This window comes from Microbacterium sp. USHLN186 (assembly GCF_037145155.1).
Classification (GTDB): domain Bacteria; phylum Actinomycetota; class Actinomycetes; order Actinomycetales; family Microbacteriaceae; genus Microbacterium.
The window spans coordinates 339394-361953 of record NZ_JBBCYA010000003.1; the positions used below are offsets into that span (position 1 = coordinate 339394).

Consider the following 22560-nt stretch of genomic DNA (forward strand, 5'->3'; position numbering starts at 1 on the left):
TCGAGCCCGGGCATCGTGCCCGGCGGACGAAAGGACGCGATCATGCGCAAGGCACTCGCCATCGGAGGCATCGCCCTCGCACTCCTGCTCGGCGGCTGCAGCGCCGGCACGAACGGCTCGCCGGGGTCACCCGGATCTTCCGGGACGGACGACGGCGGCTCGTACCGCACCCCCTCGAGCGATGCATCCGAGCCTGCGGCATCCGGAGCGGACCTCATGGTCGCGGAGACCTCGGTCGGCGAGGTCGTGGTGGATGCCGACGGGATGACGGTCTACATGTTCGACAAGGACACCCAGGGCACGGACACCAGCGCATGCACCGGCGTCTGCCTCCAGAACTGGCCTCCGCTGATCGCCGCCGGCGACGAGCCGCATGGTGACGGCGTCACCGGAGACCTCGGCACGATCGAGACCGCGGACGGCAAGATGCAGGTGACCCTGAACGGTTGGCCGCTCTACTACTTCGCGGGTGACAGCGCCGCCGGAGACGTGAACGGGCAGGGCGTCAACGACGTCTGGTGGGTGCTGAGCCCGGCAGGGGAGCGGATGGCCGGATGATCCCGCAGTCCTCGCACTTCTTCGGACAACGCATAGGCGCCGCCGGATGGCATCCGACGGCGCCTATGCGAACTGGCGGTCAGCTCTTCGACTGTCCGTGCGAGCCGAGCTGACGCGTCGACTCGACCACGCGTGCGGCCATCGCCGACTCGGCGATCTTGCCCCAGGCGCGCGGGTCGTACTGCTTCTTGTTCCCGACCTCGCCGTCGACCTTCAGCACGCCGTCGTAATTCTTGAACATGTAGTCGGCGATCGAGCGCGTGAACGCGTACTGCGTGTCGGTGTCGATGTTCATCTTGATGACACCGTTCGCGACGGCGGTGGCGATCTCCTCGTCACTCGAGCCCGAGCCGCCGTGGAAGACGAGGTCGAGGGGCTTGGGGCCGGTGCTGTACTTCTTCGCCACTTCGGCCTGGATGTCGCCGAGCAGTTCGGGACGCAGCTTCACTCCACCCGGCTTGTACACGCCGTGCACGTTGCCGAAGGTCAGCGCGGCGATGTAGCGGCCCTGCTCGCCGAGGCCGAGCGCCTGGATGGCCTGGTCGACGTCCGCGAACGTCGTGTAGAGGGCGTCGTTCGAGCCCTCGTGCGCGACGCCGTCCTCCTCGCCGCCGACGACGCCGATCTCGACCTCGAGGATCGCGTTGATCGCCTTCATGCGCGGCAGCAGCTCCTTGGCGATCTCGATGTTCTCATCGAGCGGCACGGCCGATCCGTCCCACATGTGCGACTGGAAGATCGGGTTGCGTCCGGCCTTGACCTCTTCCTCGGACGCGGCGATCAGCGGCTCGACGAAGCCGGCCAGGGCGTCCTTCGGGCAGTGGTCGGTGTGCAGCGCGACGGTGATCGGGTAGTTCTTGGCGACCTCGGTGGCATAGCGCGCGAAGGCAAGAGCGCCGGTTGCGCGGGCTTTCACGGTGTGGCCGGCGAAGTAGTCCGCACCGCCCGTCGTGACCTGGATGATGCCGTCCGAGCCGGCCTCGGTCAGTCCCTGCAGCACGGCGTTGATGGTCTGCGAGCTGGAGACGTTGAATGCGGGATACGCGAAGCCGCCGGCCTTCGCGCGATCGAGCATCTCTGCGTACTGTTCCGGAGTGGCGACGGGCATGAGTTCTCCTGCCTCTGAGGTGCGGGGGTTCCTGCTCACTTTAGCCCGCAGACAGATGATTCCCGTGGCGGTTACGCTCGGTGCCCCAAGGTTCTTGATGCACAGATAAGAACGCGTATTCCTTCATTGTCATCCTGCGAAAAGTCGCCGATTCCGCGAACCTCCGTCGCTATGCTGACCGCATGGTGAGCCTCACAGCCGATCTCAGCCCCCTCCGTCCCGACCGCAACCTCGCGATGGAACTCGTGCGCGCGACCGAAGCCGCGGCGATCCGCGCGGTGCCGTTCGTCGGCCGAGGCGCGAAGGAGGCTGCGGACGGTGCCGCCGTCGACGCGATGCGCGCCTTCCTCGGCACCGTGGACTTCCAGGGTCGTGTCGTCATCGGCGAGGGCGAGAAGGACAACGCGCCGATGCTGTTCAACGGTGAGGTCGTCGGCACCGGCCGCGGTCCCGAATGCGACATCGCCGTCGACCCGATCGACGGCACGACGCTCACCGCGGAGGGACGCCAGAACGCGCTCTCCGTGCTCGCCGTGTCCGACCGCGGCACGATGCTCGACGCGTCCAGCGTGTTCTACATGGACAAGCTCGTCACCGGCCCCGCCGGTGTGGGCGTCGTCGACATCCGCAAGCCGATCGGCGAGAACGTCCGCCGCCTCGCCAAGGCTCTCGGCAAGCCGGTCGACGAGGTGGTCGTCTCGGTGCTGAACCGTCCGCGCCACGAGAAACTCATCGCCGAGATCCGCGAGGCCGGAGCCGGCACCCGCCTGATGAGCGACGGCGACGTCGCCGGCGGCATCAACGCAGCCCGTCACGATGCGCGCACCGACATGTGCGTCGGTATCGGCGGCAGCCCGGAGGGCATCGTCACGGCATGCGCGATCAAGGCGCTCGGCGGTCACATCCAGGGAATGCTCTGGCCGCGCGATGACGACGAGCGCCAGCGCGGCATCGATGCCGGGCTCGAGTTCGACAAGGTCTACGAGGCCGACGATCTCGTTCGGGGCGACAACACGATCTTCGTCGCCACCGGCGTCACCGACGGCCAGCTCGTGCGCGGTGTGCGCCGCGAGGGCAACTACCTCTACACCGAGAGCGTGGTGCTGCGCGGAGCCTCGGGCACGCTGCGCCGCATCGTGTCCGATCACCTCGTCTCGAAGTGGCTGTGAGCCGCGCCTGCCGACGTTCTCAGCGACCGCTGGCAGAATAGAGGGGAACCGGCGTGCCCAGAGCGTCGGCACAGCCACGCAGAGGAGTGCTCCGGATGTCGTCCACTGGATCTGAGAGTCCGAGCCGCGTACAGCACATCACCACGAAGACCGGCCGGATCCTGCGCGTGACGGAGGAGCAGATCATGGCGGCCCAGCAGGCCAAGGCGGCGGTCGCCCCGAGCTTCGACCCCGCACGCCGCGCCGACGTGCTGTTCCGCGTGCGCCGCGCAGAAGGCCACGAGCTGAGCTCGTGGTGGATGATCGGTGCTTTCCTCGTCAGCTCCGGCATCGTCATCGCGCTGCTCTCGTGGGTGCCCGGCGGGGCCTGACCCGCACTCCGAGCGCTGAAGCCGGCGGTAGCGGCGCCGGTCAGAAGGCGTCGAGCAGCGCGCGCATGTCGCTCAGCCCGAACTGGTCGGCGACCTGCTTGGCGGTGTGCGCACCGGCATCCTGGTCCGCACCGGCCTCGAGCAGCTGCCGCAGCAGCGGCTCGTTGCGACGGAACACCGCGCACGACACCGCGGTCTGGCCGTTCGCGTTCACGGCATCCAGATCCGCACCGCGGCTGATGAGGTCGGCGACGGTCTCGGCGTGCTCGGCGTAGGTCGCGACGATCAGCAGGGTGTCCTGACGAGGATTGCGCACATCGACCGGCACGCCCGCCTCGAGCATCTCTCCCAGCGGTCCGGTGCGCCCCTGTCGGGCCAGGTCGAATGTGCCCTCGATCACCTCGAGGCTCAGTCCGTTCGTCATCCGACCATTGTGACCGATCGCCGACGCGCGTGCGGGCGACGTGTCGTCGCATCGGAGGCGCGGGCGGCAGCGGCTGCGCGCTCGCCGGCCAGCGGCGCCGACAGTGCGACGCCCAGCGCGCCGGCCAGCGCCATGACGTCGAGAGCGGTGGCGCGGCGGGCGGCATCGATGATGATCTGCGCGCAGGCGCGGGCGTCGGCGAGGGCGTCGTGGTGCGAGAAATCGCCGAAGCCAGCCGCTGCGGCGGCCATCGGCAGCCGGTACGAGTCGAGGTCGTAGGTCTTGCGAGCGACAGCCAGCGAGCACAGCGATCGGTAGGGTGGGGCTTCGAGTCCGGTGGCTTCGCACGCGCGGCGCAGGACGTTCAGATCGAATCCGGCGTTGTGCGCAACGAGCACGTCCTCGCCGACGAAGGCGCAGAGGTGCTCGAGCTGCTCCGGCCAGGTCGCTGCGTCGAGGACGTGGTGCGGGTGGATGCCGTGGATGCGCACGTTCCACTCGTTGAACACGTCATGGCCCTGCGGCGGACGGATCAGCCACCCCGTCTGCGCGACGACCTGTCCGTCGCGGACGCGGACGAGGCCGACGGAGCATGCGGAGGCGGGACTGGAGTTCGCCGTCTCGAAGTCGATCGCAGTGAAATCCAGTGGCACGGGCTTCAGCCTGTCATGACATCTGGATGCCGCTCGGCAGGCTCGCCATAAGCTGAGGAACATGAGCGATGCACGGGCGACCTCCTTCGGCGCCGAGGCGGAGAACTATGAGGCAGCGCGGCCGGATTACCCGTTCGAAGCCGTGGCGTGGATGCTCGAGCGCCTGCCCGAAGGTGCGCGACGGCTCGCCGATGTGGGCGCCGGAACCGGCAAGCTCACCCGGGTCGTCGTCTCGGCGGGGAATGCCGAGGTCGTCGCCGTGGATCCGGATGCCGCGATGCTCGCCGAACTGCGCGAGCAGGTGCCGAGTGTGCCGACCTTCCTCGGCACGGCCGAGTCACTGCCGCTTCCGGATGCCGCCGTCGACGCTGTCGTTCTGGGGCAGGCCTGGCACTGGGTGGATCCGGTGGCGGCATCCGCAGAGATCGGGCGGGTCGTGCGACCCGGCGGGACTCTCGGGCTGATCTGGAACGTGCGCGACAGCCACGTCGACTGGGTGCGACGACTCACCGAGATCATGCACGCGAGCGCCGCCGAGCAGATGCTCGACGCGCTGGGGCTGAAGGGCGACGCGACGATCGACGTGCCGTACGTCACCCGCGCGTTCCGGGCGCTGCGCGCCTGAGCCGCCGGCACTGCGCGACGCCTCCCGCCGGTAGACTCGTCTCCCGTGGCTCTCACTATCGGAATCGTCGGTCTGCCCAACGTCGGCAAGTCCACTCTCTTCAACGCGCTGACCAAGAACGACGTGCTCGCGGCGAACTACCCGTTCGCGACGATCGAGCCGAACATCGGCGTGGTGAACCTGCCCGACCCGCGACTGCAGACGCTGGCCGGCATCTTCGGCAGCGAGCGCATCCTGCCCGCCACCGTGTCGTTCGTCGACATCGCCGGCATCGTCCGCGGTGCGAGCGAGGGGGAGGGGCTGGGCAACCAGTTCCTCGCGAACATCCGCGAGGCCGACGCGATCGCGCAGGTCGTGCGCGGCTTCGTCGACGACGATGTCGTGCACGTCGAGGGAACTGTCGACCCCAAGGGCGACATGGAGACCATCAACGCCGAGCTCATGCTCGCCGACCTGCAGACCATCGAGAAAGCTCTGCCGCGCTTCGAGAAGGAAGTGAAGCAGAAGAAGACCGACCCGGCGGTGCTGGATGCCGCGAACGCGGCGAAGGATGCCCTCGAGCGCGGTCAGCTGCTCTCCACCGCGGGTATCGACCTCGCGCCGATCAAGGAGCTCGGCCTGCTGACGGCGAAGCCGTACATCTACGTGTTCAATGTCGACGAGTCGGTGCTCACCGACGATGCGAAGAAGGCCGAGCTGCAGGCGCTGGTCGCCCCCGCGCAGGCGGTGTTCCTCGACGCGAAGATCGAGTCCGAGCTGATCGGGCTGGACCCGGAGGACGCTCAGGAGCTGCTCGAGGCGACCGGACAGAGCGAGTCGGGTCTCGACCAGCTCGCCCGTATCGGCTTCGCCACCCTCGGCCTGCAGACCTACCTCACCGCAGGTCCGAAGGAGTCACGCGCCTGGACGATCCCTCAGGGCGCCAAGGCGCCGCAGGCGGCGGGTGTGATCCACACCGACTTCGAGAAGGGCTTCATCAAGGCGGAGGTGATCTCTTTCGAGGACCTCGTCGCGACCGGTTCGGTCGCTGAGGCCCGCGCGAAGGGCAAGGCGCGCCTGGAGGGCAAGGACTACGTCATGCAGGACGGCGACGTGGTCGAGTTCCGGTTCAACGTCTAGCGTTAATGACGGTCCCCGTCATACGCTGGCTGCATGATCAGGTCGTTCGGCGACAAGGAGACCGAACGGCTGTGGCGACGTGAGCGGGTGCGCTCGATGGATCCGCGGATCCATCGCGTCGCGTTGCGCAAGCTTCGTCAGGTGGGATCCGCGGAGGTACTCGAGGACCTCCGGGTTCCACCCGGCAACCGGCTCGAGGCCCTCCAGGGTGACCGAGCCGGTCAGTACAGCATCAGGATCAACGACCAGTGGCGGATCTGCTTCGTGTGGACGGACGCCGGACCAGAGGAGGTGGAGATCGTTGACTACCACTGACAAGATTCCCCCGATACACCCGGGCGAGGTTCTCATGGAGGACTTCATCAAGGGTTTCGAGATCACGCAGAACCGACTCGCCGTCGCAATCGGAGTGCCGCCCCGGCGGATCAACGAGATCGTGCACGGCAAGCGGGGGATCACGGCAGACACGGCACTTCGCCTTGCGAAGTACTTCGGCACCTCGGCGGAGTTCTGGATCAATCTGCAGAGTCACTACGAGCTTGACCGTGCAGAGGATCTCGCCGGGGAGCAGATCGCTTCGATCGCTCCGTTGAAGATCGCGTGACCGGGCATCTCATCGTGATTTCTGGTCTTCCCGGCGTCGGGAAGACCAGCGTTGCTGAAATCGCTGCTGGGCTCATGGACTCCGTGCATCTGTCCATCGACGCGGTGGAGGAATCGATGCTCTCTTGCGGGCTGTCGGCGAGTTGGCGAGTCGGGTAGCCGCGTACGAAGCGACCCCGGCGGATGAGGTCGCGGACGCGCTCGTCTCCTGCCTCGCGACGAAGTAGGGAGCGGCCGGAGTCAGCCGGCGAGATGCCTCTCTGTGACGTAACGCGGTAAAGTTCCGCTTCAACGTGTGAGCCTCGCCGGTCGTCGAGCGATCGCATCGAGGCGAAACGGCATGCGCGCACGGCACGAATTCGGAAGCCTGCGCGCATATGAGACGAACGAGGCAGCCGCGACGCCTGATCGTAGGAGGGTCACCATGATGGGTCGGAACGCCTCTTTCATCGCGCTCATCGCAGCCGCATTCCTGCTGGTGTCGTGCACGGCGCATGCTGGCGAGCCCGAATTCGCAGGGACTGCGCATCCACAGGTCCGTCCGACGCCGGAATCGGCGCCGCGTGCATTCTCGGAGCGCGTCCCGCTCGACTCATGCGGCGAGTTCACTCTTGGCGTCGGAGAGCACCTTCCAGGCGCCGCGACAGAATGCCTGGAGAATGCGGTCGGCACCACCGGTGCGGAACTCGTGCATGCGGCGCCGACAGATGAGGGCGACGCAGTCGTGACGTGGATCCGCGCACTGCCCACCGGCGGCATCGAGATCTGGACGGACTTCAGCAAGGACAGGTTTGCGGGCAAGGGATCATGGCAGCACGACCTCTGCCCGGACGCGCACTCCTGGCCGGTGCTCTCAGGCGAGTGCGCGAACGAATCGTTCGACTAGCGGTACGAGTACGCGCAGTCGCAGTCGCAGGTCTGCCAACATGGCGTCATGCTCACACCCAGGTTCTCGGTCGCTCTCGCCGCTGTCGGGCTGGCCGCCCTCGCGCTCGCCGGATGCACCGCTGTGACCACGCCACAAGCGGCGAGCACGCCCACGGCATCCGCTCCCGCGGCTGTCGCTACGCCGGTCACCGAAGCGACGCCGACGCCGAAAGCCGCCGAGTCTGAAAGCTGCTCCAGCCTGTCCGAGGTCTCCAGCACTGACGGCGGGCTGTACTGGACACGACGAGGGACTCTCCGCGATCTGGGCGCACGCGAGTTCGCGCGGGGTGAGGTGACAGTCGACGCAGAGGGCTTGCCCGTGACCTACACGGTTGAGGCCGACGACGTCATGGCCGTGGTTGCCGAGCGGCTCTGCGCATATCCGACCCTCGACTCGATGAACCACAGACGTGACATACACCCGGGCCAGGTGCTGTGGCTCACGCCCGATCCCGACAGTCCCTGGATACCGTATTACGGCCCCATGGACGCGCCGGCCGGATTCCTGCAGATTCCGTACCAGCAGGCGATCGAATCCGCAGGTGCAGCGGTCGACGCGGGTGACGTGGACACCGTGCGGGCGATCTGGCACGACACGCTCAAGCCCATGTTCACCGACCAGGGCACCATCGCTGCCGTCCAGAGCGTGGTCGACTCCGGCGACCTCGACGCGCTTCGTCAGCTCTTCTCCTGACGCCGGCCGCTGGCTCTACGTGAGCGAGGCGCTCGCCGCCCGGACCGCCCGCCACCAGTCGGCGAGGGTGTCGACCGTTTCGTGCGCGTTCAGGCCGCTCGGATTCGGCACCACCCACAGTCGCACATCGGCCGGCCAGTCCCGCACAGCGCCGGCATCCTGAGCGCCCATTCGCGCCTGCGGCACGCCGAACGCGGTGCGGAAGGCCGTGATCCCCACCACGGCGACCGTGTCCGGCTGCAGCACTCGCACCCGCTCGATGAGCCGCTTACCGCCCGTGCGCAGCTCGGCGGCCGAGAGCTCGTCGGCGCGCGCTGTGGGGCGGGTGACGAGGTTGGTCATGCCGATGCCGCGCGCGGCCAGCATCCGCTCGTCGGAGGGCGACAGACCGCGCGACGCGTCCACGACGCCATCGGTGAGGCCGGCCGCGGCCAGCGACGGCCAGAACCTGTTGCCGGGGCGCGCGAAGGGCGCGTTGACAGCGACCGTCCACGGGCTCGGGTTGATGCCGACCATCAGCAGCCGCACCCGACCCGCGGAGTCCGCATCGCTCGGGAAGGGGAGCACGTCGTCCCGGCCGAGACCGGCGGATGCCGCATGCGCAAGCTCTGCGCGGTCGGGGCGCCGTCCGCCGAGCGGCGACGGCCCGCGCCAGGACGCCCAGTCGGCCGGAAGCCCTCCTGTGGCGGAGGCTGAGGCGCTCACGGTGCGAGCAGCTCGGTGGTCCAGCCGGCGCCGTCGACGGCGTAGACGAGCCGATCGTGCAGCCGCGACCGCCGCCCCTGCCAGAACTCCATCCGCTCGGGCGCCACCCGGAAGCCGCCCCAGTGCGGCGGCGCCGGCACCTCCACGGCGGCGAAGCGCTCTTCGGCCAGCGCGACCGCGGCCTCCAGCTCCGCACGATCCCCGATCGGACGGCTCTGCCGAGACGCCCAGGCGCCCAGCTGCGAACCCCGGGGACGCGTCGCGTGGTACGCCTCCACCTCCGCGCGCGTGACCGGAGCGGCCGTGCCCTCCACGCGGATCTGCCGCTCCAGCTCGGGCCAGTGGAACACGAGCGCGGCCTGCGGGCAGGCGGCGAGCTCCCGGCCCTTGTCGGAGTCGGTGTGCGTGAAGAAGACGAAGCCGCGCTCGTCCCACTCCTTCAGCAGCACGACCCGCGAACGCGGACGCCATCCGCTGCCGGCCCGCGCGAGCGTGGAAAGGGTCATGGCGGTCGCCGAGAACGGGCGGTCGGCGGCTTCCGCACGACGCGCGTCGGCGAACCACTCCTCGAACAATGGGAAGGGCGTGGCGGGCGGCTGATCGAGGGGCATGGCTCCATCGTGCCCGATTCGCCCCGCCCGCGGGTCTTGTCCGCGGCGACCGATCGGCCTACGCTCGGCATCCCATCCATCTGCGTTCTGGGGAGCATCGCATGGGCACTCTCAGCTACACCGCCAGCATCTCCCTCGACGGATACGTCGCCGACGCGCAGGGGGATTTCAACTGGTCGGGCCCCAACGACGAGGTCTTCCAGCTGCACATCGACCGGATGTCGCAGCTGTCGGCCGAGGTGCTCGGCCGGCACACCTACCTGCTCATGCGGTACTGGGAGCAGGAGCCCGACGAGGGCTGGGATGATTCCGAGCGGGAGTTCGCGCGCCGCTGGCAGGGGCTGGATCACGTGGTCGTCTCGACCACGCTCTCCGAGGCCGAGGTCGCCCCGGACGACCGGCTGGTGCCCGGTCTGAAGTTGCCGGCTCTGCAGCGGCTGGTCCACGAGGCGACCGGTGAGGTGGAGATCTTCGGCCCGACCACTGCCGCAGACGCCATCCGCGCGGGGATGGTCGCCGACTTCCGCTTCTTCGTCTTCCCGAAGGTCGTCGGCGGGGGACTGGCCGCCCTGCCGAGCGACACGCGACTGGATCTGCAGCTGGTCGAGCATCGCGTCTTCGAGGACGGCGTCGCGTACCTGCACTACCGTTCCCCTCGTACCGGCTGAGGCGAAAGAATGAGCGGATGCCGGCGAGGCGCCGGATGACGCCCGACGAGGTGATCGCGGCGGTGCCCGGTACGCTGGGGGAGGCCATCGTCGCGCCACCGACCACCGGAAGTGAGCACACATCGTGACCCAGCCCAGCATCTTCGAGCCTGAAGGCCGCGGTGTCCCCTTCATCGACGAGGGCGAAGGCCCGGTCACGCTCGTGCTGGTCACCGACCGTGCACTCGAAGCCGACGGCCTCGGCGTCATCTCGCACTATCTCGCCGAAGAGGCCGGCTTCCGCGTCGTGCGCATCGGCACGCGCGCGGATGCCGACGGCACCTCGGTGGCAGAGCGCGCCGGCGACGCGGCCGCCGTCATCACCGACCTCGGCATCGACGACACCTGGATCGGCGGACACGGCTCCGGCGGCACGATCGCCCGCACCTTCGCCCTCGATCACGCAGGACACGTGAACGGCCTGCTGCTGCTCGGCGTCGAGGACGAGCAGATCGAACTCGCCCCCGGCATCCCGGTGCTGATCATCCAGGCCGAGAACGATGAGGTCACCCCGGCGGCGCACGCCGAGGCGCTGCAGGCCACCGCTCCCGAGCGCGCCACGATCACCCGCATCCCGAATGCCGACCACTACTTCGTCGCCACGCACCCGATCGAGACCGCCGTGGTGATCGAGGAGTACCTGGACTGGGACTGACCTCCTCGCGGAGAGCCGACGATGAACCCGGTGCGCACAGCGGTCGCCGAACTGGCACCCGGATACTTCGCGGCCGTGATGGGCACCGGCATCGTCTCGATCGGACTGCACGACCTGGGCGTCGATGCTGCATCCGTCGTGCTGATGTGGCTCGCCGCAACCCTGTACCTCCTGCTCTGGGCGATGTATCTCTGGCGCGCAGTCGCGTTCGGCCGCAACGTGCTCGCCGACCTGCGCGACCCTGAGAAGGCGTTCGCGTACTTCACCGTCGTGGCGGCCTCGGGCGTGCTCGGGGTGCGCTTCGCGCGAGAGGACCTCACCGCGCTCGCCCTGCCGCTGTTCGTGCTCGCCGGGGTGATCTGGGTGGTGTTCGGCTACCTGCTGCCGTGGCAGGTGCTGATGACCCGGGACGGCAGGCCGATCCTCGCGCGGGCCAACGGCACCTGGTTCGTGTGGGCTGTCGCGAGTCAGTCACTCGCCATCAGCATGACGCAGCTGCGGCCCGCTGAGGGCAGCGCTCTCGCCATGGGGGTCGGTCTGCTCGCGGTGCTCGCGTGGGCGGTCGGTGTGGTGCTGTACGCGGCGATCGCCATGCTCGTCCTGCTGCGCGTCGTGCACTACGGAGTGACACCGCAGCAGTTCGACCCCGCCTACTGGGTGGCGATGGGCGCGCTCGCGATCGCCGTCGTCGCGGGAGCGAGCATCGTCGAGATGCCTCGCACGCCCATGGTGGATGCGGTACGGCCACTGATCGCGGCGACCGTGGTGATCTTCTGGGTCTTCTGCCTGTGGCTGATCCCCCTGCTGGTGGGCGCGGGAGTGTGGCGGCACGGAGTGCATCGGGTCCCGCTGCGCTACGTGCCGACGCTGTGGTCGATGGTCTTCCCGATCGGGATGTTCGCCGTCGCGTCGGAGTCGCTCGGTCGCGCCGACCAGCTTCCCGCGGCGGGCGCGGTCGGACACGTGGTGCTGGTGGTGGCCGTCATCGTGTGGGCCGCCGTGTTCGCCGCGATGCTGCACCACGCGACCCGCGCCGTCTGGGGCACCCTGCGTCCGCAGCACCCGTCGTTGCGAGTCGACGGCTGAGCGGCGTCGGCGGCTGAGCGGTCTGGCGAGCGGCCTCAGCGCGGCGCGTGCAGCCGCTTGCGCAGGAATATCTGCTCGGTGCCGTCGTCCTGCGGCACGCGCTGGCTGATGCGGTAGCCGCAGCTCTCGTACAGGCGCAGGTTCGCCTCGCTCAGGCTGCCGGTGAACAGCTCCGCCTCGGCAGCATCGCTGGCCCGCTCGGCCTGCTCGAGCAGGGAACGGCCGATGCCCTCGCCCTGCATGTCAGGAGCGATCGCGATGCGCCCGACCAGCAGCAGGTCGCCGTCGATCCTGCCGCGCAGCGCGCCGACGAGTCTGCCGTCAGCGCGCGCCGTCCATCCGTAGCAGTCGCTGAGCTCGGCGTGCACGGCGTCGAGCGTCTGCGTGAGCGGCGGCATGTCGACGCTGCCGTAGATCAGGGCTTCGGAGACGAAGGCCGCGCGCTGCAGGGTGAGCACTTCGCCGGCATCCGCGGGCCCGATCCGTGCGAAGCGGATCTGCAGGTTGCTCTCGGAGGTGGTCATGCGTCCATCATCCCTCTTCACGCAGGCGCGGCTCGACGCGGTGCGCCGGGCGCAATCCGGCCTTGTCGGCGTAGAAGCTGCGGATGCGGTCCATGTCGGCCGGCGCGTCACCGGTGAGCTCGATGGTCGGGCCGAGGCCGCACGTCATGGTGCTGCGGTCCACATAGCCCAGCGTCACCGGCATCCCGGTCTCGCGCGCGATGCGGTAGAACCCGGACTTCCAGTGCGTGTGGCCCCGGCGTGTGCCGTCGGGCGTGACGACGAGAGCGAACACCTCGCCGCTGCGCACCCGCTCGACTACGTCGCCGACTACTCGGCCGGGATCGGCCCGATCGACAGGGATGCCGCCGAGGGCGCGCATGAGCGGCCCGCGCCACCCGGCGAAGAGGCTCTTCTTGCCGAGCCAGCGCACGTCGATGCCGAGCCGCCATGAGATGGCGAGCATGAGCACGAAGTCCCAGTTCGAGGTGTGCGGCGCGCCGATGAGCACGGTCGGCCGCACGGGCGCAGGGTGCGACCGCAGAGTCCAGCGACTGCAGAGCCAGAAGATCCGCGCGATGAGACGTCGAAGCATCCCTTCACCGTAGGGCAGCGGATATGCGGGCGCGAGCATGCCTGCACGGCCCGGGTGGACCACCGCGGCGGTGAAATCAACCCCCTCATGAGGCGCGCCGAGCGGTGTTAGCGTGCCGAGCACACATAAACGGACCGCGCGGCGCGCAGCGCCGTGCAGAAGACAGAGGTGGTATTCATGGCAGCCAAGAGCACCGCGACCCAGAAGTCGAAGAACGCAGGCACGAAGACGAAGGATGCGGTGAAGGCGAAGGATGCCGCCGAGAGCACGCCGCTGGAGAACGCCGAGAAGGGCTTCCAGGCGTCGCCCGAACTCATCCGCGATCTGCAGGCGGTGCTCGTCGACCTCATCGAGCTGTCAGTGCAGGGCAAGCAGGCGCACTGGAACGTGGTCGGACGCAACTTCCGTGACACGCATCTGCAGCTGGACGAGATCATCGAGGCCGCGCGCACCTTCGGTGACACGGTGGCCGAGCGCCTGCGCGCGCTGCACGCGGCCCCGGACGGGCGAAGCGCCACCGTCGCCGAGTCGACCACGCTGCCGGAGTTCCCGATGGGCGAGGTCTCGACGACCGAGACGATCGATCTGATCACCGTGCGCCTCGAGGCGACTGTCGCCACGATGCGTCGTGTGCACGATCAGGTCGACGATGAGGACCCCACTTCGGCGGATGTCCTGCACGCGATCATCGAGAAGCTCGAGCAGTACGCGTGGATGGTCAGCGCGGAGAACCGCACGCCCAGCAAGTGACGCCTCGGTCGGCACCGCCGGCATCGGACAGCACGAGGGCCGTCATCCCCGAGTGGGGATGACGGCCCTCGTCTTGCGTGCGGCGGCGGTCAGGCCGGCTGCGGCGAGAGGCTGAACGACACAGCGCCCTGCTCGTCGACCGAGGCGTCGAGCACCTTGTCGTCGAGCGCATCGGCAGCGGCCTTCTCCAGGAAGATCCGGATGTCCTCGTCGCCGACGATCGCATCGCCGGGCTCTGGGGTGGTGGCGACCGTCACCGCGAAGCGCGGCTCGGTCTCGGTGCCCGACGAGTGGATGCGGAGTCCGGCATCCGGCGTCGTGCTCTGCTGGGCGACGATGGTTGCCGCGATCGTGTTTGCGTTCTCGGTCAGGGTGAGCATCGGCTCTCCTTCCGGTTGCGGACACCACACCGTTCGGCGCGATGTCCGTGCCACGATTCCGCACCGCGGCGCCGGGTTCAAGCTGAGCCGGAGTCTTTGAGGGGTTTCACACCCAGTGCTGTCCTGGCTCTCAGCGTCGGCTCTCGCCGTGCCCTCCCCGGCGCAGCAGCAGGGGCAGCCCCAACCACAGCGCCAGGATGATCACCAGCCCGATTCCGGCGGCGATGAACGCGAATACGTGGTTGAAGGTGAAGTCGATGATGAGGACCGTCACGCCGAGGGTCAGGGCGGCGATGACGAACATGTTCGCCTTGACGATCCGGTGCGACACCCGCACGAGCTCGGCCTTGCGTCCCTGCGCGAACAGCACGCGGTGCATGCCGACCGGGGTGAGCGCGAGCACCGTGGCGACCGCGGCGAGCAGGACGAGCGTGATGTACAGCAGCCGCTGCAGGTCGTTCAGTTCACGGAACAGCGGCTGGAAGGCCACCGCGAGCAGGAAGCCCGTCAGGATCTGGGTGCCGGTCTGCATCACGCGGAGCTCCTGCATGAGCTCTTCCCAGTTGCGGTCGGCGCGCTCGGCTCGCGTCTCGTCACGCCCGTCGTGCTGCGCGTCGGAGTCGGTGTGGTCCATGACATCGGACGTTACACGCTCGCGCGATGACCCCGGTTCACCAGCGGGCGACCACCTCCTCGACCCAGCCCGTGACCCCGTCCACGTCCAGCCACTCACCGCCGTCGGTGCGCACCTGTCCCTGGAAGCGTCCGATCCGCTGGTGGCGTTCGTAGCGCAACGCGAGCAGGCGCGTCGTTCCGCGACGCACGTGCTCGGGATGCAGGGTGAGATCCACGCGGTCGCCGCGAGCTCGCCACGGTGCCGTCGGATCGCCATGATCGACGGTCCATTCGAGGTCCCCGGCGATCTTGTGCACCCGCCCGTCCACGGCGAACGCGTTCTGCGACACCCCGTGCCGCAGCGCCTGCGGGCCGCCCTCGAGCTGCAGACCCAGACGGTGGCCGGATGTCATCCCGGCCCCCGCCGCCCGGACCCAATGAGTGCGGTACGGCGGGCGGGCGCGCAGGTGATCGAGCATGGCCCACGAGGCACCGGCCGGCACGTCGTGCACGATTCCGTCGATCTCGAGCACGCCGGATGCGGGCCGGTCGACATCGCGCACACTCATCGAGGGCTGCGCGTCCGCGTACGGCGCGGCCGACGTCAGGATCTCGTGCCCGGGACGGCGGGCGGCGACGATCTCGACCCGCACACGGGGGGAGCGCCCCACCAGCAGGGTCGCGCCGGCGGCATCCGAGAACTCCAACGAGACCTGCCGCCCGTTCGAGCGCGCCGGTCCGTGATCCAGCGTGCCCGGCAACTGCACCCCGACCGAGAGCGGACTGAGCTCGAACGCGTCGACCTCCGTGCCGGTGCGACGATCGAGCACCCACAGCTGGCGGACGTTCGCGTAGTCGAGGGCGCCGATCATCAGGGCGACCGCGTGGGTGGGGGTGAGCACGGTCCAGTGCTCCCAGCGCTTGCTGCGGCCCCAGCCGCGCAGACCGCCGCCGATGTCATCGGTGTCGATGATCGGCTCACGCGCCCACCCGACGGCATCCGGGTTCTGGCGCCCGCGACCGTCGGTGAGCGCGACGCGCTCGGTGATCTCCCGTTCCGGCGTCATGCACGTCCTCCACGCGTAGTCATCAGGGTGTGCACGTCAGCGCCGGGGATGCGGAGGGTGGAAGCGGGTGGGCGCGCCATCGAGCGTCGGCAGGGCAGCGGTGGTGCTCATGAGCATCCTTTCGGCGCGACGACGCGCGGTGCGGGGCGTTCGCGGCAGCGCGCTCGCCCCGACTCGGGTGATCTCACCATAGAGGGTCGCGGGCCTCGACGGCAGGCGTAGCATCGAGGGCATGGCTGAACAGGAGTCCTCCGCGGCGTCGGCATCCGCTTTCTCGGCACCCGGTTCGGGGACATCTGCTCCCGCGGCGGGGCTGCGGCTGATCGACTCAGTCGCCCCCGCCGGATACTGCACCGGAGATCACTGCGTGCTGCCCTCCGAGGGGCTCGCGGAGGAGGCGGAGGGGGCCGAGGCGTGCGCGACGTCGGCGCGCGAGCGCAGCGCGGATGCCAGCTCGGGCGCGAGCAGCGGGTCGTCGTCGAGCGGGACGGCCAGCGCGAGCAGCGACCGGCTGTAGTGGTTGCGCAGCCCCGCCGCGAGGGTGATGTCGAGGATCTGCCGGTCTGTGAAGCCGTGCACACGCAGCTCGGCCGCGTCGTCGTCGGTCATCTCCTCTGGTGAACGCGACAACCGCTGCGCATAGCGGATGACCGCCTGCTCGGCTTCGTCGAAGCCCGCGTCGTCGTCGGCGGCGAATGCGCGCACCCCCGCCTCGTCGAGCACACCCGCGTCGAGCGCCTTGCGGGAATGCGCGAGCAGGCAGTGCGTCGATCCGATCGCGCGCGCGGCGCCCAGGGTCGCCGCCTCGTACACGCGCACCCCGATCGAGGGGACGACGGCGCGCACCAGCGCGACGAACGCGGCGTGCGCCTCGGGGTTCAGCGCCATCGCCGCGGTGTAGCGGTGCACGAAGCCGTCCGCGTCGAGGTCCTCCTGATACATCTCGGCGACGGCACCTGCGGCGCCCTCCGGCGTCGGCGGAGTGATGATCATGGAGGCACGGTACTCCCGCACCCCGCGCGAGGAAAGAGCGACCTGCGGGTGGTGGGGGCGCTCTCGTCCCGTCTCAGTGCGCGGCGGGCGCCGCCGTCTCTTCCAGCTCGTCGGCCGGCTTGCGGATGAGGAACGCGCCGACGATCGTCACTGTCGCGATGATCGCGCCCAGCGTAACCGAGGTGCGCGTGCCTGCGGCGACCGCAGCGGGCACCTCGGTGCCGCCGCCGGCGTTGGTCACGGCCGTGAAGATCGCCATCATCACGGCGATTCCGGCAGCGCCGGCGACCTGCTGGATCGTGCCGATCACCGCGCTGCCGTAGGCGTAGAAGCGCGGCGTCAGCGAAGCGAGCGAGGCCGTGAAGAGCGGGGTGAACGACAGCGCGAGGCCGACCGAGAGGAACGTCTGCGCGACCAGCACCACCCAGATCGAGCTGTCGACGGTGAGCGTGGTGAAGAACCACAGCATCGACGCGGCCAGGAACGATCCGGGGATGAGCAGGATGCGCGTGCCGTGACTGTCGTACACGCGACCGATGAGCGGACCCAGCAGTCCCATCGCCAGCGCACCCGGCAGCACCACGAGCCCCGCTTCGAGCGCCTTGAGCTCGAGCGCGTCCTGCAGGAACAGCGGGATCACGGTGATGCTGCCGAAGAAGGCGAGGGAGAGCAGGAACATCTGCGCCATCGACAGCGAGAAGCCTCGCGAGCAGAACACGCGCAGGTCGAGCAGCGCATCGTCGTGCTTCTGCAGCACCACCTGCCGCCACAGGAACAAGCCGAGTCCGACAGCTCCCACGCACAGCGCGGCGATCATCGGGGTCGCCGCTGCGCCGCTGCTGAGGCCGCCGATCTGACTGAGTCCGAAGACGATCCCGCCGAAGCCGAACGCGGACAGCACGATCGAGAGCGCGTCGATGGGGGCGCGCGTGGTGTCGCCGACGTTCGTCAGCCAGCGCCACCCGATGAACATCGCCACCAGGGCGATCGGCAGCACGACGACGAAGATCGCCCGCCACCCGAAGTGGTCGAGCAGGAAGCCCGACATGGTCGGTCCGATGGCGGGCGCGAGCGACATGACGATGCTCACGCGACCCATCATCCGGCCGCGCGAGGCGGCGGGCACGAGATTCATGATGGTCGTCATCAGCAGCGGCATCATCACCGCGGTGCCGGACGCCTGCACGATGCGCCCGCCCAGCAGAACGGCGAATCCGGGCGCGAGCGCGGCGATCAGCGTGCCCGTCGAGAACAGCACGATCGCACCGAGGAACATCTGCCGGGTCGTGAAGCGGCGCAGCAGGAAGCCCGTGATCGGGATCACCACGGCCATGGTGAGCATGAACGCGCTCGTGACCCACTGGGCGGCGATCGGGGTGATGCCCAGGTCGGTGATCAGGTGCGGGATCGCCATGCCCATGGTGGTCTCGTTGAGGATCGCGACGAAGGCCGCGGCGAGCAGCACCCAGATCACCGCCATGTCCTTGGCGGGCATGATGGCGCGTGATGCGGCGGCGGCGGGAGCGTGTCCGGTGCGGACGTCGGACATGGGTCTCCTCGAGAGGTGAAGTGAGAGGTGCAGATGGCGGTGCGGCTGCGCGCGTCTGCGCGGCGGGGAATCCGGCGCGAAGCGACGCAGCCGGCGGAGGTCAGCCGTTCATCCTAACGCTGTTCGGCGGATCGGTGTCGTCGTTCTGCTGGCCGACTAGCCTGAGGTGATGAGCATGGGTGTGCCGGGAGGACGGGGAGTGGCGTTCCGGGGCGTCGACGAGGCGGCCCAGCGCCGCCTCAACGCAGCGGCACCCAAGGTGCCCGGTCTCGGTCGTCGTGTGGTGCAGCTGTTCGCCCGGTACCGCGCCAGGCTCGTGCTGACCGCACTGCTGGTGGTCGTCGGAGCCGGAATCGCGGTGATCCCGCCGCTGCTGGTGCAGCGGATCTTCGACGACGCGCTCTTCCCCGTCGACGGCGGCGGCCCGCACATCCCGCTGCTGGCGACGCTGGTGAGCATCACGATCGGCCTTTTCCTGCTGTCGGCGGTGGTGGGCGTCGCCCAGACGTGGCTGACCTCGACCGTCGGCAACGAGGTCACCGGCGACCTGCGCGTGCGTCTGTTCGAGCACCTGCAGGCGATGGAGCTCGGCTTCTTCACGAGGACGAAGACCGGCGTCATCCAGTCGCGGCTGCAGAACGACGTGGGCGGTGTCTCGGGGGTGCTGACGAACACCGTCACCAGCGTGCTCGGCAACACCGTCACCGTGATCGCCTCGCTCGTCGCGATGATCCTCATCGACTGGCGCCTGACGCTGATCGCCGTGGTGCTCATGCCGATCCTCGTGCTCGTGCAGCGTCGGGTGGGGCAGGTGCGTGCGCGCATCGCCGCCGAGACGCAGGAGTCGCTCTCGGAGCTGACCAGCATCACCCAGGAGACGCTGAGCGTGTCCGGCATCCTGCTCTCGAAGTCCTTCAACCGCCAGCGCACCGAGTCCGTGCGCTACCAGGGCGAGAACAGAAACCAGGTGCGCCTGCAGGTGCGCCGGGCCATGAGCGGTCAGGGCTTCTTCGCCGTCGTGCAGGTGATCATGGCCAGCGTGCCGGCCATCATCTACCTCGTCGCGGGCTTCTTCCTCCTCTCGGGTGCGACCGAGATCACCGCCGGAACGATCGTTGCGTTCACCACGGTGCAGGCGCGCCTGCTCATGCCGCTGATGGGTCTGATGCGCGTCGCCCTGGACCTGCAGACCTCGACGGCACTGTTCGCGCGCATCTTCGAATACCTCGACCTGGTGCCGCAGATCAGCGATGCGCCCGACGCGGTCGATCTCTCGCAGGCGCCGGGACCGCGCGGTCAGGTGGAGTTCGACGATGTCGTCTTCCGGTATCCGGATGCCGCGCCCGGCACGCGTCCGACGTTGGACGGCGTGTCGTTCGTGGCAGAGCCGGGCAAGCACGTCGCGTTCGTGGGCCCTTCCGGGGCGGGCAAGACGACCATCCTGTACCTCGCGCCCCGACTGTACGAGGCGTCCGGTGGATCAGTGCGCTTCTGGGGCGCGGACGTGCGCACGCTGACGCAGGAGTCGATCATCGACCAGGTCGGCATCGTCTCGCAGGAGACGTACCTGTTCCACGCCACGATCCGCGAGAACCTGCGGTACGCGAAACCGGATGCCACCGATGAGGAGCTAGAGCGGGCCTGCCGCGCGGCGAACATCCACCATGTCATCACCGGGTTCGACGAGGGCTACGACACCGTGGTGGGCGAGCGGGGCTACCGGCTGTCGGGAGGGGAGAAGCAGCGCATCGCGATCGCTCGCGTGCTGCTGAAGGACCCGCCGGTGCTCCTGCTCGACGAGGCGACCTCGGCGCTGGACACCGTCTCGGAGCGGCTGGTGCAGGAGGCGCTGGATGCGGCGGCACAGGGGCGCACCACGCTCACCATCGCCCATCGGCTCTCGACCGTGATCGATGCCGACATCATCCATGTCGTGGAGGCGGGGCGCATCGTCGAGTCGGGCACGCACTCCGAGCTGCTCGCCGGCGGTGGGCTGTACGCCACCCTCGCCGCGCAGCAGATGGCGGCGACGCGCATCCTCGAGGACGGGACGCGCTGAGCCCTCACCAGTCCAGCGCGGCGCGCAGTGTGGGATCGGCAGCCGCCAGCGCCGACTCCGGCAGCGCACGCAGCGCGTCCTGGAACGCGTCGAGGGCGGCGCGGTAAGCGGGATCCGGATGCGCGGCGGCGATGGACTCGAGAGAGGGCAGGTCCATGGCGCGGATGAGGGCGATGCGAGCGCGCACCGCGGAGAGCTGACCGGCGCCGACGAGCACATCGATGCCGCCGAGCAGGGCCGCCAGATAGTCGTGCAGCACCGGCAGCTGCGCGCGGCCCTGCGTGATCGAGGTGCCGTCGGCGCGCACCCGCCAGTGCACCGCGACATCGGGGATCACATCGAAGGCGCGCGCCTGGGTGTACATCCGCTGCGCGACGACCTGGTCCTCGTAGGCGACGTCCTCGGGAAAACGCAGCCCCTCCCAGAGCGTGCTGCGGCTGAGCTTTGACCACGCGACGATGTTCGCGGAGGCGTCTGGGTGCTCGGCGAGGGTGACACCCAGCCGGCGCGGCGAGGTCGCGGCCGCGACCCACGGCTGCACCCTGCCGGGTCGATACGCACCACCGACGAGGCGTGATCGCACGTACGCGGCCGCGACGAACTCGCTGCCGGACTCGTCGAGCGTGCGCAGCCAGGTCTCGATCGCGCGCGGGGTCAGTTCGTCATCCCCGTCGAGGAACCCCAGGAACGGGGTGTCGACGCGGTCGAGGCCGATGTTGCGGGCGGCGCCCAGACCGCGGGACTCGTCATGCTGCAGCACCGAGAAGCGGGCATCCGCTGCCGCCGCAGCGGCGAACACCGCACCGGTGTCGTCGCGCGAGCCGTCGTCGACGAGCAGGGCGTGCCAGCGCTGCTCCGTCTGCGCCTGCAGCGAGCGGATAGCGGCGGGCACGTGAGCGCCGACGTCGCGAGCGGGAACGATCATCGTCACGAGCGGCGGTGGCGTCGCGAGCGGGGGCACGAGGTGAGTCTAGGGTCACCGGATGCGCCATGTCGGCGGGTCGGCGTAACGTGCCTGCCATGACTTCGCTGACGAAGGACATCGTGGACTGGCTGCTGGACTCCGACCCCGCATTGCGCTGGCAGGCCGAGCGCGACCTGCTCGTAGCGCCCGAGCACACCTGGCGAGCGACCCGAGCGCGGGTCGTGACCGAGGGCTTCGGAGCGACGATCCTCGCGCGACAGGACGCGGACGGCCGCTGGGCGGGCGGGGCATACTTCCCCGCCGAGGACTTCGCCGGGGAGGGGGTGATCGTGGACGATCCGAACGCCCAGCCCTGGATCGCGACGACATGGGCCCTGAAAGACCTGCGGGAGCTGGGAGCGGATGCCGCAGCGCTGGCGGGCACCGCGCAGAAGCTCGCCGACGGCTGCCGCTGGGAGTACGACGACCTGCCGTACTGGGGTGGCGAGATCGACGTGTGCATCAACGCCTTCACCCTCGCCACCGGCGCCTGGCTGGGCGCGGACGTCTCTGCGCTCGCCGCCTGGTTCCCCGCGCACCGGCTCGCGGACGGCGGATGGAACTGCGAGGCGGAGGAAGGGCGCTCCACCCGCTCCTCCTTCCACTCGACGCTGAACGCCGTGGCCGAGATGCTCGCTTACGAGCGGATCACCGGCGACATGTCGTTGCGCGCGACACGGCATGGCGGCGAGGAGTACCTGCTCGAGCGGCACCTGATGCGCCGCCGATCGGACGGTCAGCAGGTGGGAGACTTCGTCACCGACTTCATCGCGCCCAGCCGCTGGCAGTACAGCGCTCTCGCCGCGCTGGATCACTTCCGGGCGGTCGCGCAGCTCGAAGGGACATCAGCCGACCCGCGGCTCGCGGACGCCGTGCAGGCGGTGCGCACCGCACGCCAGGACGATGGCACCTGGCGTCAGGGAGACGCGCATCCCGGCGTGGTCTGGGTGCGCACGGACGCGCCACCCGGACAGCGCTCGAAGTGGCTCACGCTGATCGGCACCCGGGTGCTGGACTGGTGGGATGCCGCCGGCATCGTGTGATCGCGGCGTCGTGTGATCGCGGGGTCG

28 protein-coding genes are annotated in these 22560 nt (G+C 69.3%); 15 read left to right on the forward strand and 13 right to left on the reverse strand.

What is annotated here, in order from left to right; genetic code table 11:
• The first annotated feature begins 42 nt into the window (after positions 1-42).
• A complete protein-coding gene (locus WFG93_RS09035; RefSeq protein ID WP_336645995.1) occupies positions 43-558 on the forward strand; it encodes a COG4315 family predicted lipoprotein in 516 nt (171 codons plus the stop codon).
• Positions 559-637: 79 nt separating this feature from the next.
• On the opposite strand, the gene fbaA is transcribed toward WFG93_RS09035, so the two are convergent.
• Positions 638-1666 carry a class II fructose-bisphosphate aldolase gene (gene fbaA / locus WFG93_RS09040; RefSeq protein ID WP_336645996.1) on the reverse strand — a complete coding sequence of 343 codons (1029 nt, stop codon included), beginning with the start codon at positions 1664-1666 and terminating at the stop codon, positions 638-640.
• Positions 1667-1848: 182 nt separating this feature from the next.
• Here fbaA and glpX point away from each other — a divergent pair, with 182 nt between their 5' ends.
• Both glpX and WFG93_RS09050 read left to right on the forward strand, forming a co-directional pair.
• A complete protein-coding gene (glpX, locus tag WFG93_RS09045; RefSeq protein WP_336645997.1) occupies positions 1849-2835 on the forward strand; it encodes a class II fructose-bisphosphatase in 987 nt (328 codons plus the stop codon).
• Positions 2836-2930: 95 nt separating this feature from the next.
• Entirely contained in the window at positions 2931-3206 is a 276-nt protein-coding gene (locus tag WFG93_RS09050) for a hypothetical protein (protein WP_336645998.1), read from the forward strand.
• A 40-nt stretch (positions 3207-3246) separates the two neighbouring features.
• On the opposite strand, the gene WFG93_RS09055 is transcribed toward WFG93_RS09050, so the two are convergent.
• Both WFG93_RS09055 and WFG93_RS09060 read right to left on the reverse strand, forming a co-directional pair.
• Positions 3247-3630 carry an ankyrin repeat domain-containing protein gene (locus tag WFG93_RS09055; protein ID WP_336645999.1) on the reverse strand — a complete coding sequence of 128 codons (384 nt, stop codon included), beginning with the start codon at positions 3628-3630 and terminating at the stop codon, positions 3247-3249.
• Positions 3627-4283 carry a 3'-5' exonuclease gene (locus tag WFG93_RS09060; RefSeq protein ID WP_336646000.1) on the reverse strand — a complete coding sequence of 219 codons (657 nt, stop codon included), beginning with the start codon at positions 4281-4283 and terminating at the stop codon, positions 3627-3629. The genes WFG93_RS09055 and WFG93_RS09060 overlap by 4 nt, the downstream gene beginning before the upstream one ends.
• A 61-nt stretch (positions 4284-4344) precedes the next feature.
• Between WFG93_RS09060 and WFG93_RS09065 the strand changes: the two genes are divergently transcribed.
• The 6 genes from WFG93_RS09065 (at position 4345) to WFG93_RS09090 (ending at position 8251) form a co-directional block, all read left to right on the forward strand.
• Positions 4345-4908: a class I SAM-dependent methyltransferase gene (locus tag WFG93_RS09065; RefSeq protein ID WP_336646001.1), complete on the forward strand. Its 564-nt coding sequence runs from the start codon at positions 4345-4347 to the stop codon at positions 4906-4908.
• Between the two features lie 45 nt (positions 4909-4953).
• The gene (ychF, locus tag WFG93_RS09070; protein ID WP_336646002.1) at positions 4954-6027 is read left to right on the forward strand and encodes a redox-regulated ATPase YchF; all 1074 of its coding nucleotides are present in this window, start codon (positions 4954-4956) and stop codon (positions 6025-6027) included.
• Between the two features lie 33 nt (positions 6028-6060).
• Positions 6061-6342 (forward strand): type II toxin-antitoxin system RelE/ParE family toxin, encoded by a 282-nt coding sequence (locus WFG93_RS09075; protein WP_336646003.1) that lies wholly within the window; start codon positions 6061-6063, stop codon positions 6340-6342.
• Positions 6329-6631, forward strand: a complete 303-nt coding sequence (locus tag WFG93_RS09080; RefSeq protein WP_336646004.1) for a HigA family addiction module antitoxin — start codon at positions 6329-6331, stop codon at positions 6629-6631. The genes WFG93_RS09075 and WFG93_RS09080 overlap by 14 nt, the downstream gene beginning before the upstream one ends.
• Before the next feature lie 339 nt (positions 6632-6970).
• Positions 6971-7516, forward strand: a complete 546-nt coding sequence (locus WFG93_RS09085; RefSeq protein WP_336646005.1) for a hypothetical protein — start codon at positions 6971-6973, stop codon at positions 7514-7516.
• Between the two features lie 48 nt (positions 7517-7564).
• Complete coding sequence (locus tag WFG93_RS09090) at positions 7565-8251, forward strand: hypothetical protein (RefSeq protein WP_336646006.1); 687 nt, start codon at positions 7565-7567, stop codon at positions 8249-8251.
• 15 nt (positions 8252-8266) lie between these two features.
• Here WFG93_RS09090 and WFG93_RS09095 read toward each other — a convergent pair whose 3' ends face one another.
• Positions 8267-8956, reverse strand: coding sequence for a mismatch-specific DNA-glycosylase (locus tag WFG93_RS09095; protein ID WP_336646007.1), 690 nt, complete (start codon positions 8954-8956; stop codon positions 8267-8269).
• Positions 8953-9567, reverse strand: a complete 615-nt coding sequence (gene pdxH / locus WFG93_RS09100) for a pyridoxamine 5'-phosphate oxidase (RefSeq protein WP_336646008.1) — start codon at positions 9565-9567, stop codon at positions 8953-8955. Before pdxH ends, WFG93_RS09095 begins: the two co-directional genes overlap by 4 nt.
• A 101-nt stretch (positions 9568-9668) precedes the next feature.
• Here pdxH and WFG93_RS09105 point away from each other — a divergent pair, with 101 nt between their 5' ends.
• The 3 genes from WFG93_RS09105 to WFG93_RS09115 all read left to right on the forward strand — a co-directional run bounded on the left by WFG93_RS09105 (position 9669) and on the right by WFG93_RS09115 (position 12015).
• A complete protein-coding gene (locus WFG93_RS09105) occupies positions 9669-10235 on the forward strand; it encodes a dihydrofolate reductase family protein (RefSeq protein ID WP_336646009.1) in 567 nt (188 codons plus the stop codon).
• A gap of 124 nt (positions 10236-10359) precedes the next feature.
• A complete protein-coding gene (locus WFG93_RS09110; RefSeq protein ID WP_336646010.1) occupies positions 10360-10929 on the forward strand; it encodes an alpha/beta fold hydrolase in 570 nt (189 codons plus the stop codon).
• 30 nt (positions 10930-10959) lie between these two features.
• On the forward strand, positions 10960-12015 hold the full coding sequence (locus WFG93_RS09115) for a tellurite resistance/C4-dicarboxylate transporter family protein (protein ID WP_442928252.1): 1056 nt from the start codon (positions 10960-10962) through the stop codon (positions 12013-12015).
• Positions 12016-12050: 35 nt separating this feature from the next.
• Here WFG93_RS09115 and WFG93_RS09120 read toward each other — a convergent pair whose 3' ends face one another.
• Both WFG93_RS09120 and WFG93_RS09125 read right to left on the reverse strand, forming a co-directional pair.
• Positions 12051-12539, reverse strand: a complete 489-nt coding sequence (locus WFG93_RS09120) for a GNAT family N-acetyltransferase (RefSeq protein WP_336646012.1) — start codon at positions 12537-12539, stop codon at positions 12051-12053.
• A gap of 7 nt (positions 12540-12546) precedes the next feature.
• Complete coding sequence (locus WFG93_RS09125; protein ID WP_336646013.1) at positions 12547-13113, reverse strand: 1-acyl-sn-glycerol-3-phosphate acyltransferase; 567 nt, start codon at positions 13111-13113, stop codon at positions 12547-12549.
• Between the two features lie 177 nt (positions 13114-13290).
• Between WFG93_RS09125 and WFG93_RS09130 the strand changes: the two genes are divergently transcribed.
• Positions 13291-13863: a Dps family protein gene (locus WFG93_RS09130; RefSeq protein ID WP_336646014.1), complete on the forward strand. Its 573-nt coding sequence runs from the start codon at positions 13291-13293 to the stop codon at positions 13861-13863.
• A gap of 89 nt (positions 13864-13952) precedes the next feature.
• On the opposite strand, the gene WFG93_RS09135 is transcribed toward WFG93_RS09130, so the two are convergent.
• From WFG93_RS09135 to WFG93_RS09155, 5 genes are all read right to left on the reverse strand, one after another.
• A complete protein-coding gene (locus WFG93_RS09135; RefSeq protein WP_336646015.1) occupies positions 13953-14243 on the reverse strand; it encodes a Fe-S cluster assembly protein HesB in 291 nt (96 codons plus the stop codon).
• A 130-nt stretch (positions 14244-14373) separates the two neighbouring features.
• A complete protein-coding gene (locus tag WFG93_RS09140) occupies positions 14374-14877 on the reverse strand; it encodes a DUF6328 family protein (protein ID WP_336646016.1) in 504 nt (167 codons plus the stop codon).
• 37 nt (positions 14878-14914) lie between these two features.
• Complete coding sequence (locus WFG93_RS09145) at positions 14915-15925, reverse strand: DUF2804 domain-containing protein (protein ID WP_336646017.1); 1011 nt, start codon at positions 15923-15925, stop codon at positions 14915-14917.
• Positions 15926-16285: 360 nt separating this feature from the next.
• Positions 16286-16918 carry a carboxymuconolactone decarboxylase family protein gene (locus WFG93_RS09150; RefSeq protein ID WP_336646018.1) on the reverse strand — a complete coding sequence of 211 codons (633 nt, stop codon included), beginning with the start codon at positions 16916-16918 and terminating at the stop codon, positions 16286-16288.
• A 73-nt stretch (positions 16919-16991) separates the two neighbouring features.
• On the reverse strand, positions 16992-18467 hold the full coding sequence (locus WFG93_RS09155; RefSeq protein WP_336646019.1) for a DHA2 family efflux MFS transporter permease subunit: 1476 nt from the start codon (positions 18465-18467) through the stop codon (positions 16992-16994).
• 169 nt (positions 18468-18636) lie between these two features.
• Between WFG93_RS09155 and WFG93_RS09160 the strand changes: the two genes are divergently transcribed.
• Entirely contained in the window at positions 18637-20526 is a 1890-nt protein-coding gene (locus WFG93_RS09160; RefSeq protein ID WP_336646020.1) for an ABC transporter ATP-binding protein, read from the forward strand.
• Positions 20527-20530: 4 nt separating this feature from the next.
• On the opposite strand, the gene WFG93_RS09165 is transcribed toward WFG93_RS09160, so the two are convergent.
• Positions 20531-21487: a glycosyltransferase family 2 protein gene (locus WFG93_RS09165; RefSeq protein ID WP_336646021.1), complete on the reverse strand. Its 957-nt coding sequence runs from the start codon at positions 21485-21487 to the stop codon at positions 20531-20533.
• Positions 21488-21546: 59 nt separating this feature from the next.
• Here WFG93_RS09165 and WFG93_RS09170 point away from each other — a divergent pair, with 59 nt between their 5' ends.
• Entirely contained in the window at positions 21547-22533 is a 987-nt protein-coding gene (locus tag WFG93_RS09170) for a squalene cyclase (protein ID WP_336646022.1), read from the forward strand.
• Positions 22534-22560: the final 27 nt, after the last annotated feature.

Bases quoted from the DNA above. Each gene is read 5' to 3' on its own strand.
- WFG93_RS09035 (WP_336645995.1), top strand. From the start codon at position 43: ATGCGCAAGGCACTCGCCATCGGAGGCATCGCCCTCGCACTCCTGCTC.
- fbaA (WP_336645996.1), bottom strand. From the start codon at position 1,666: ATGCCCGTCGCCACTCCGGAACAGTACGCAGAGATGCTCGATCGCGCG.
- glpX (WP_336645997.1), top strand. From the start codon at position 1,849: ATGGTGAGCCTCACAGCCGATCTCAGCCCCCTCCGTCCCGACCGCAAC.
- WFG93_RS09050 (WP_336645998.1), top strand. From the start codon at position 2,931: ATGTCGTCCACTGGATCTGAGAGTCCGAGCCGCGTACAGCACATCACC.
- WFG93_RS09055 (WP_336645999.1), bottom strand. From the start codon at position 3,630: ATGACGAACGGACTGAGCCTCGAGGTGATCGAGGGCACATTCGACCTG.
- WFG93_RS09065 (WP_336646001.1), top strand. From the start codon at position 4,345: ATGAGCGATGCACGGGCGACCTCCTTCGGCGCCGAGGCGGAGAACTAT.
- WFG93_RS09075 (WP_336646003.1), top strand. From the start codon at position 6,061: ATGATCAGGTCGTTCGGCGACAAGGAGACCGAACGGCTGTGGCGACGT.
- WFG93_RS09085 (WP_336646005.1), top strand. From the start codon at position 6,971: ATGCGCGCACGGCACGAATTCGGAAGCCTGCGCGCATATGAGACGAAC.
- WFG93_RS09090 (WP_336646006.1), top strand. From the start codon at position 7,565: ATGCTCACACCCAGGTTCTCGGTCGCTCTCGCCGCTGTCGGGCTGGCC.
- pdxH (WP_336646008.1), bottom strand. From the start codon at position 9,567: ATGCCCCTCGATCAGCCGCCCGCCACGCCCTTCCCATTGTTCGAGGAG.
- WFG93_RS09105 (WP_336646009.1), top strand. From the start codon at position 9,669: ATGGGCACTCTCAGCTACACCGCCAGCATCTCCCTCGACGGATACGTC.
- WFG93_RS09120 (WP_336646012.1), bottom strand. From the start codon at position 12,539: ATGACCACCTCCGAGAGCAACCTGCAGATCCGCTTCGCACGGATCGGG.
- WFG93_RS09125 (WP_336646013.1), bottom strand. From the start codon at position 13,113: ATGCTTCGACGTCTCATCGCGCGGATCTTCTGGCTCTGCAGTCGCTGG.
- WFG93_RS09130 (WP_336646014.1), top strand. From the start codon at position 13,291: ATGGCAGCCAAGAGCACCGCGACCCAGAAGTCGAAGAACGCAGGCACG.
- WFG93_RS09135 (WP_336646015.1), bottom strand. From the start codon at position 14,243: ATGCTCACCCTGACCGAGAACGCAAACACGATCGCGGCAACCATCGTC.
- WFG93_RS09140 (WP_336646016.1), bottom strand. From the start codon at position 14,877: ATGGACCACACCGACTCCGACGCGCAGCACGACGGGCGTGACGAGACG.
- WFG93_RS09145 (WP_336646017.1), bottom strand. From the start codon at position 15,925: ATGACGCCGGAACGGGAGATCACCGAGCGCGTCGCGCTCACCGACGGT.
- WFG93_RS09150 (WP_336646018.1), bottom strand. From the start codon at position 16,918: ATGATCATCACTCCGCCGACGCCGGAGGGCGCCGCAGGTGCCGTCGCC.
- WFG93_RS09155 (WP_336646019.1), bottom strand. From the start codon at position 18,467: ATGTCCGACGTCCGCACCGGACACGCTCCCGCCGCCGCCGCATCACGC.
- WFG93_RS09160 (WP_336646020.1), top strand. From the start codon at position 18,637: ATGAGCATGGGTGTGCCGGGAGGACGGGGAGTGGCGTTCCGGGGCGTC.
- WFG93_RS09170 (WP_336646022.1), top strand. From the start codon at position 21,547: ATGACTTCGCTGACGAAGGACATCGTGGACTGGCTGCTGGACTCCGAC.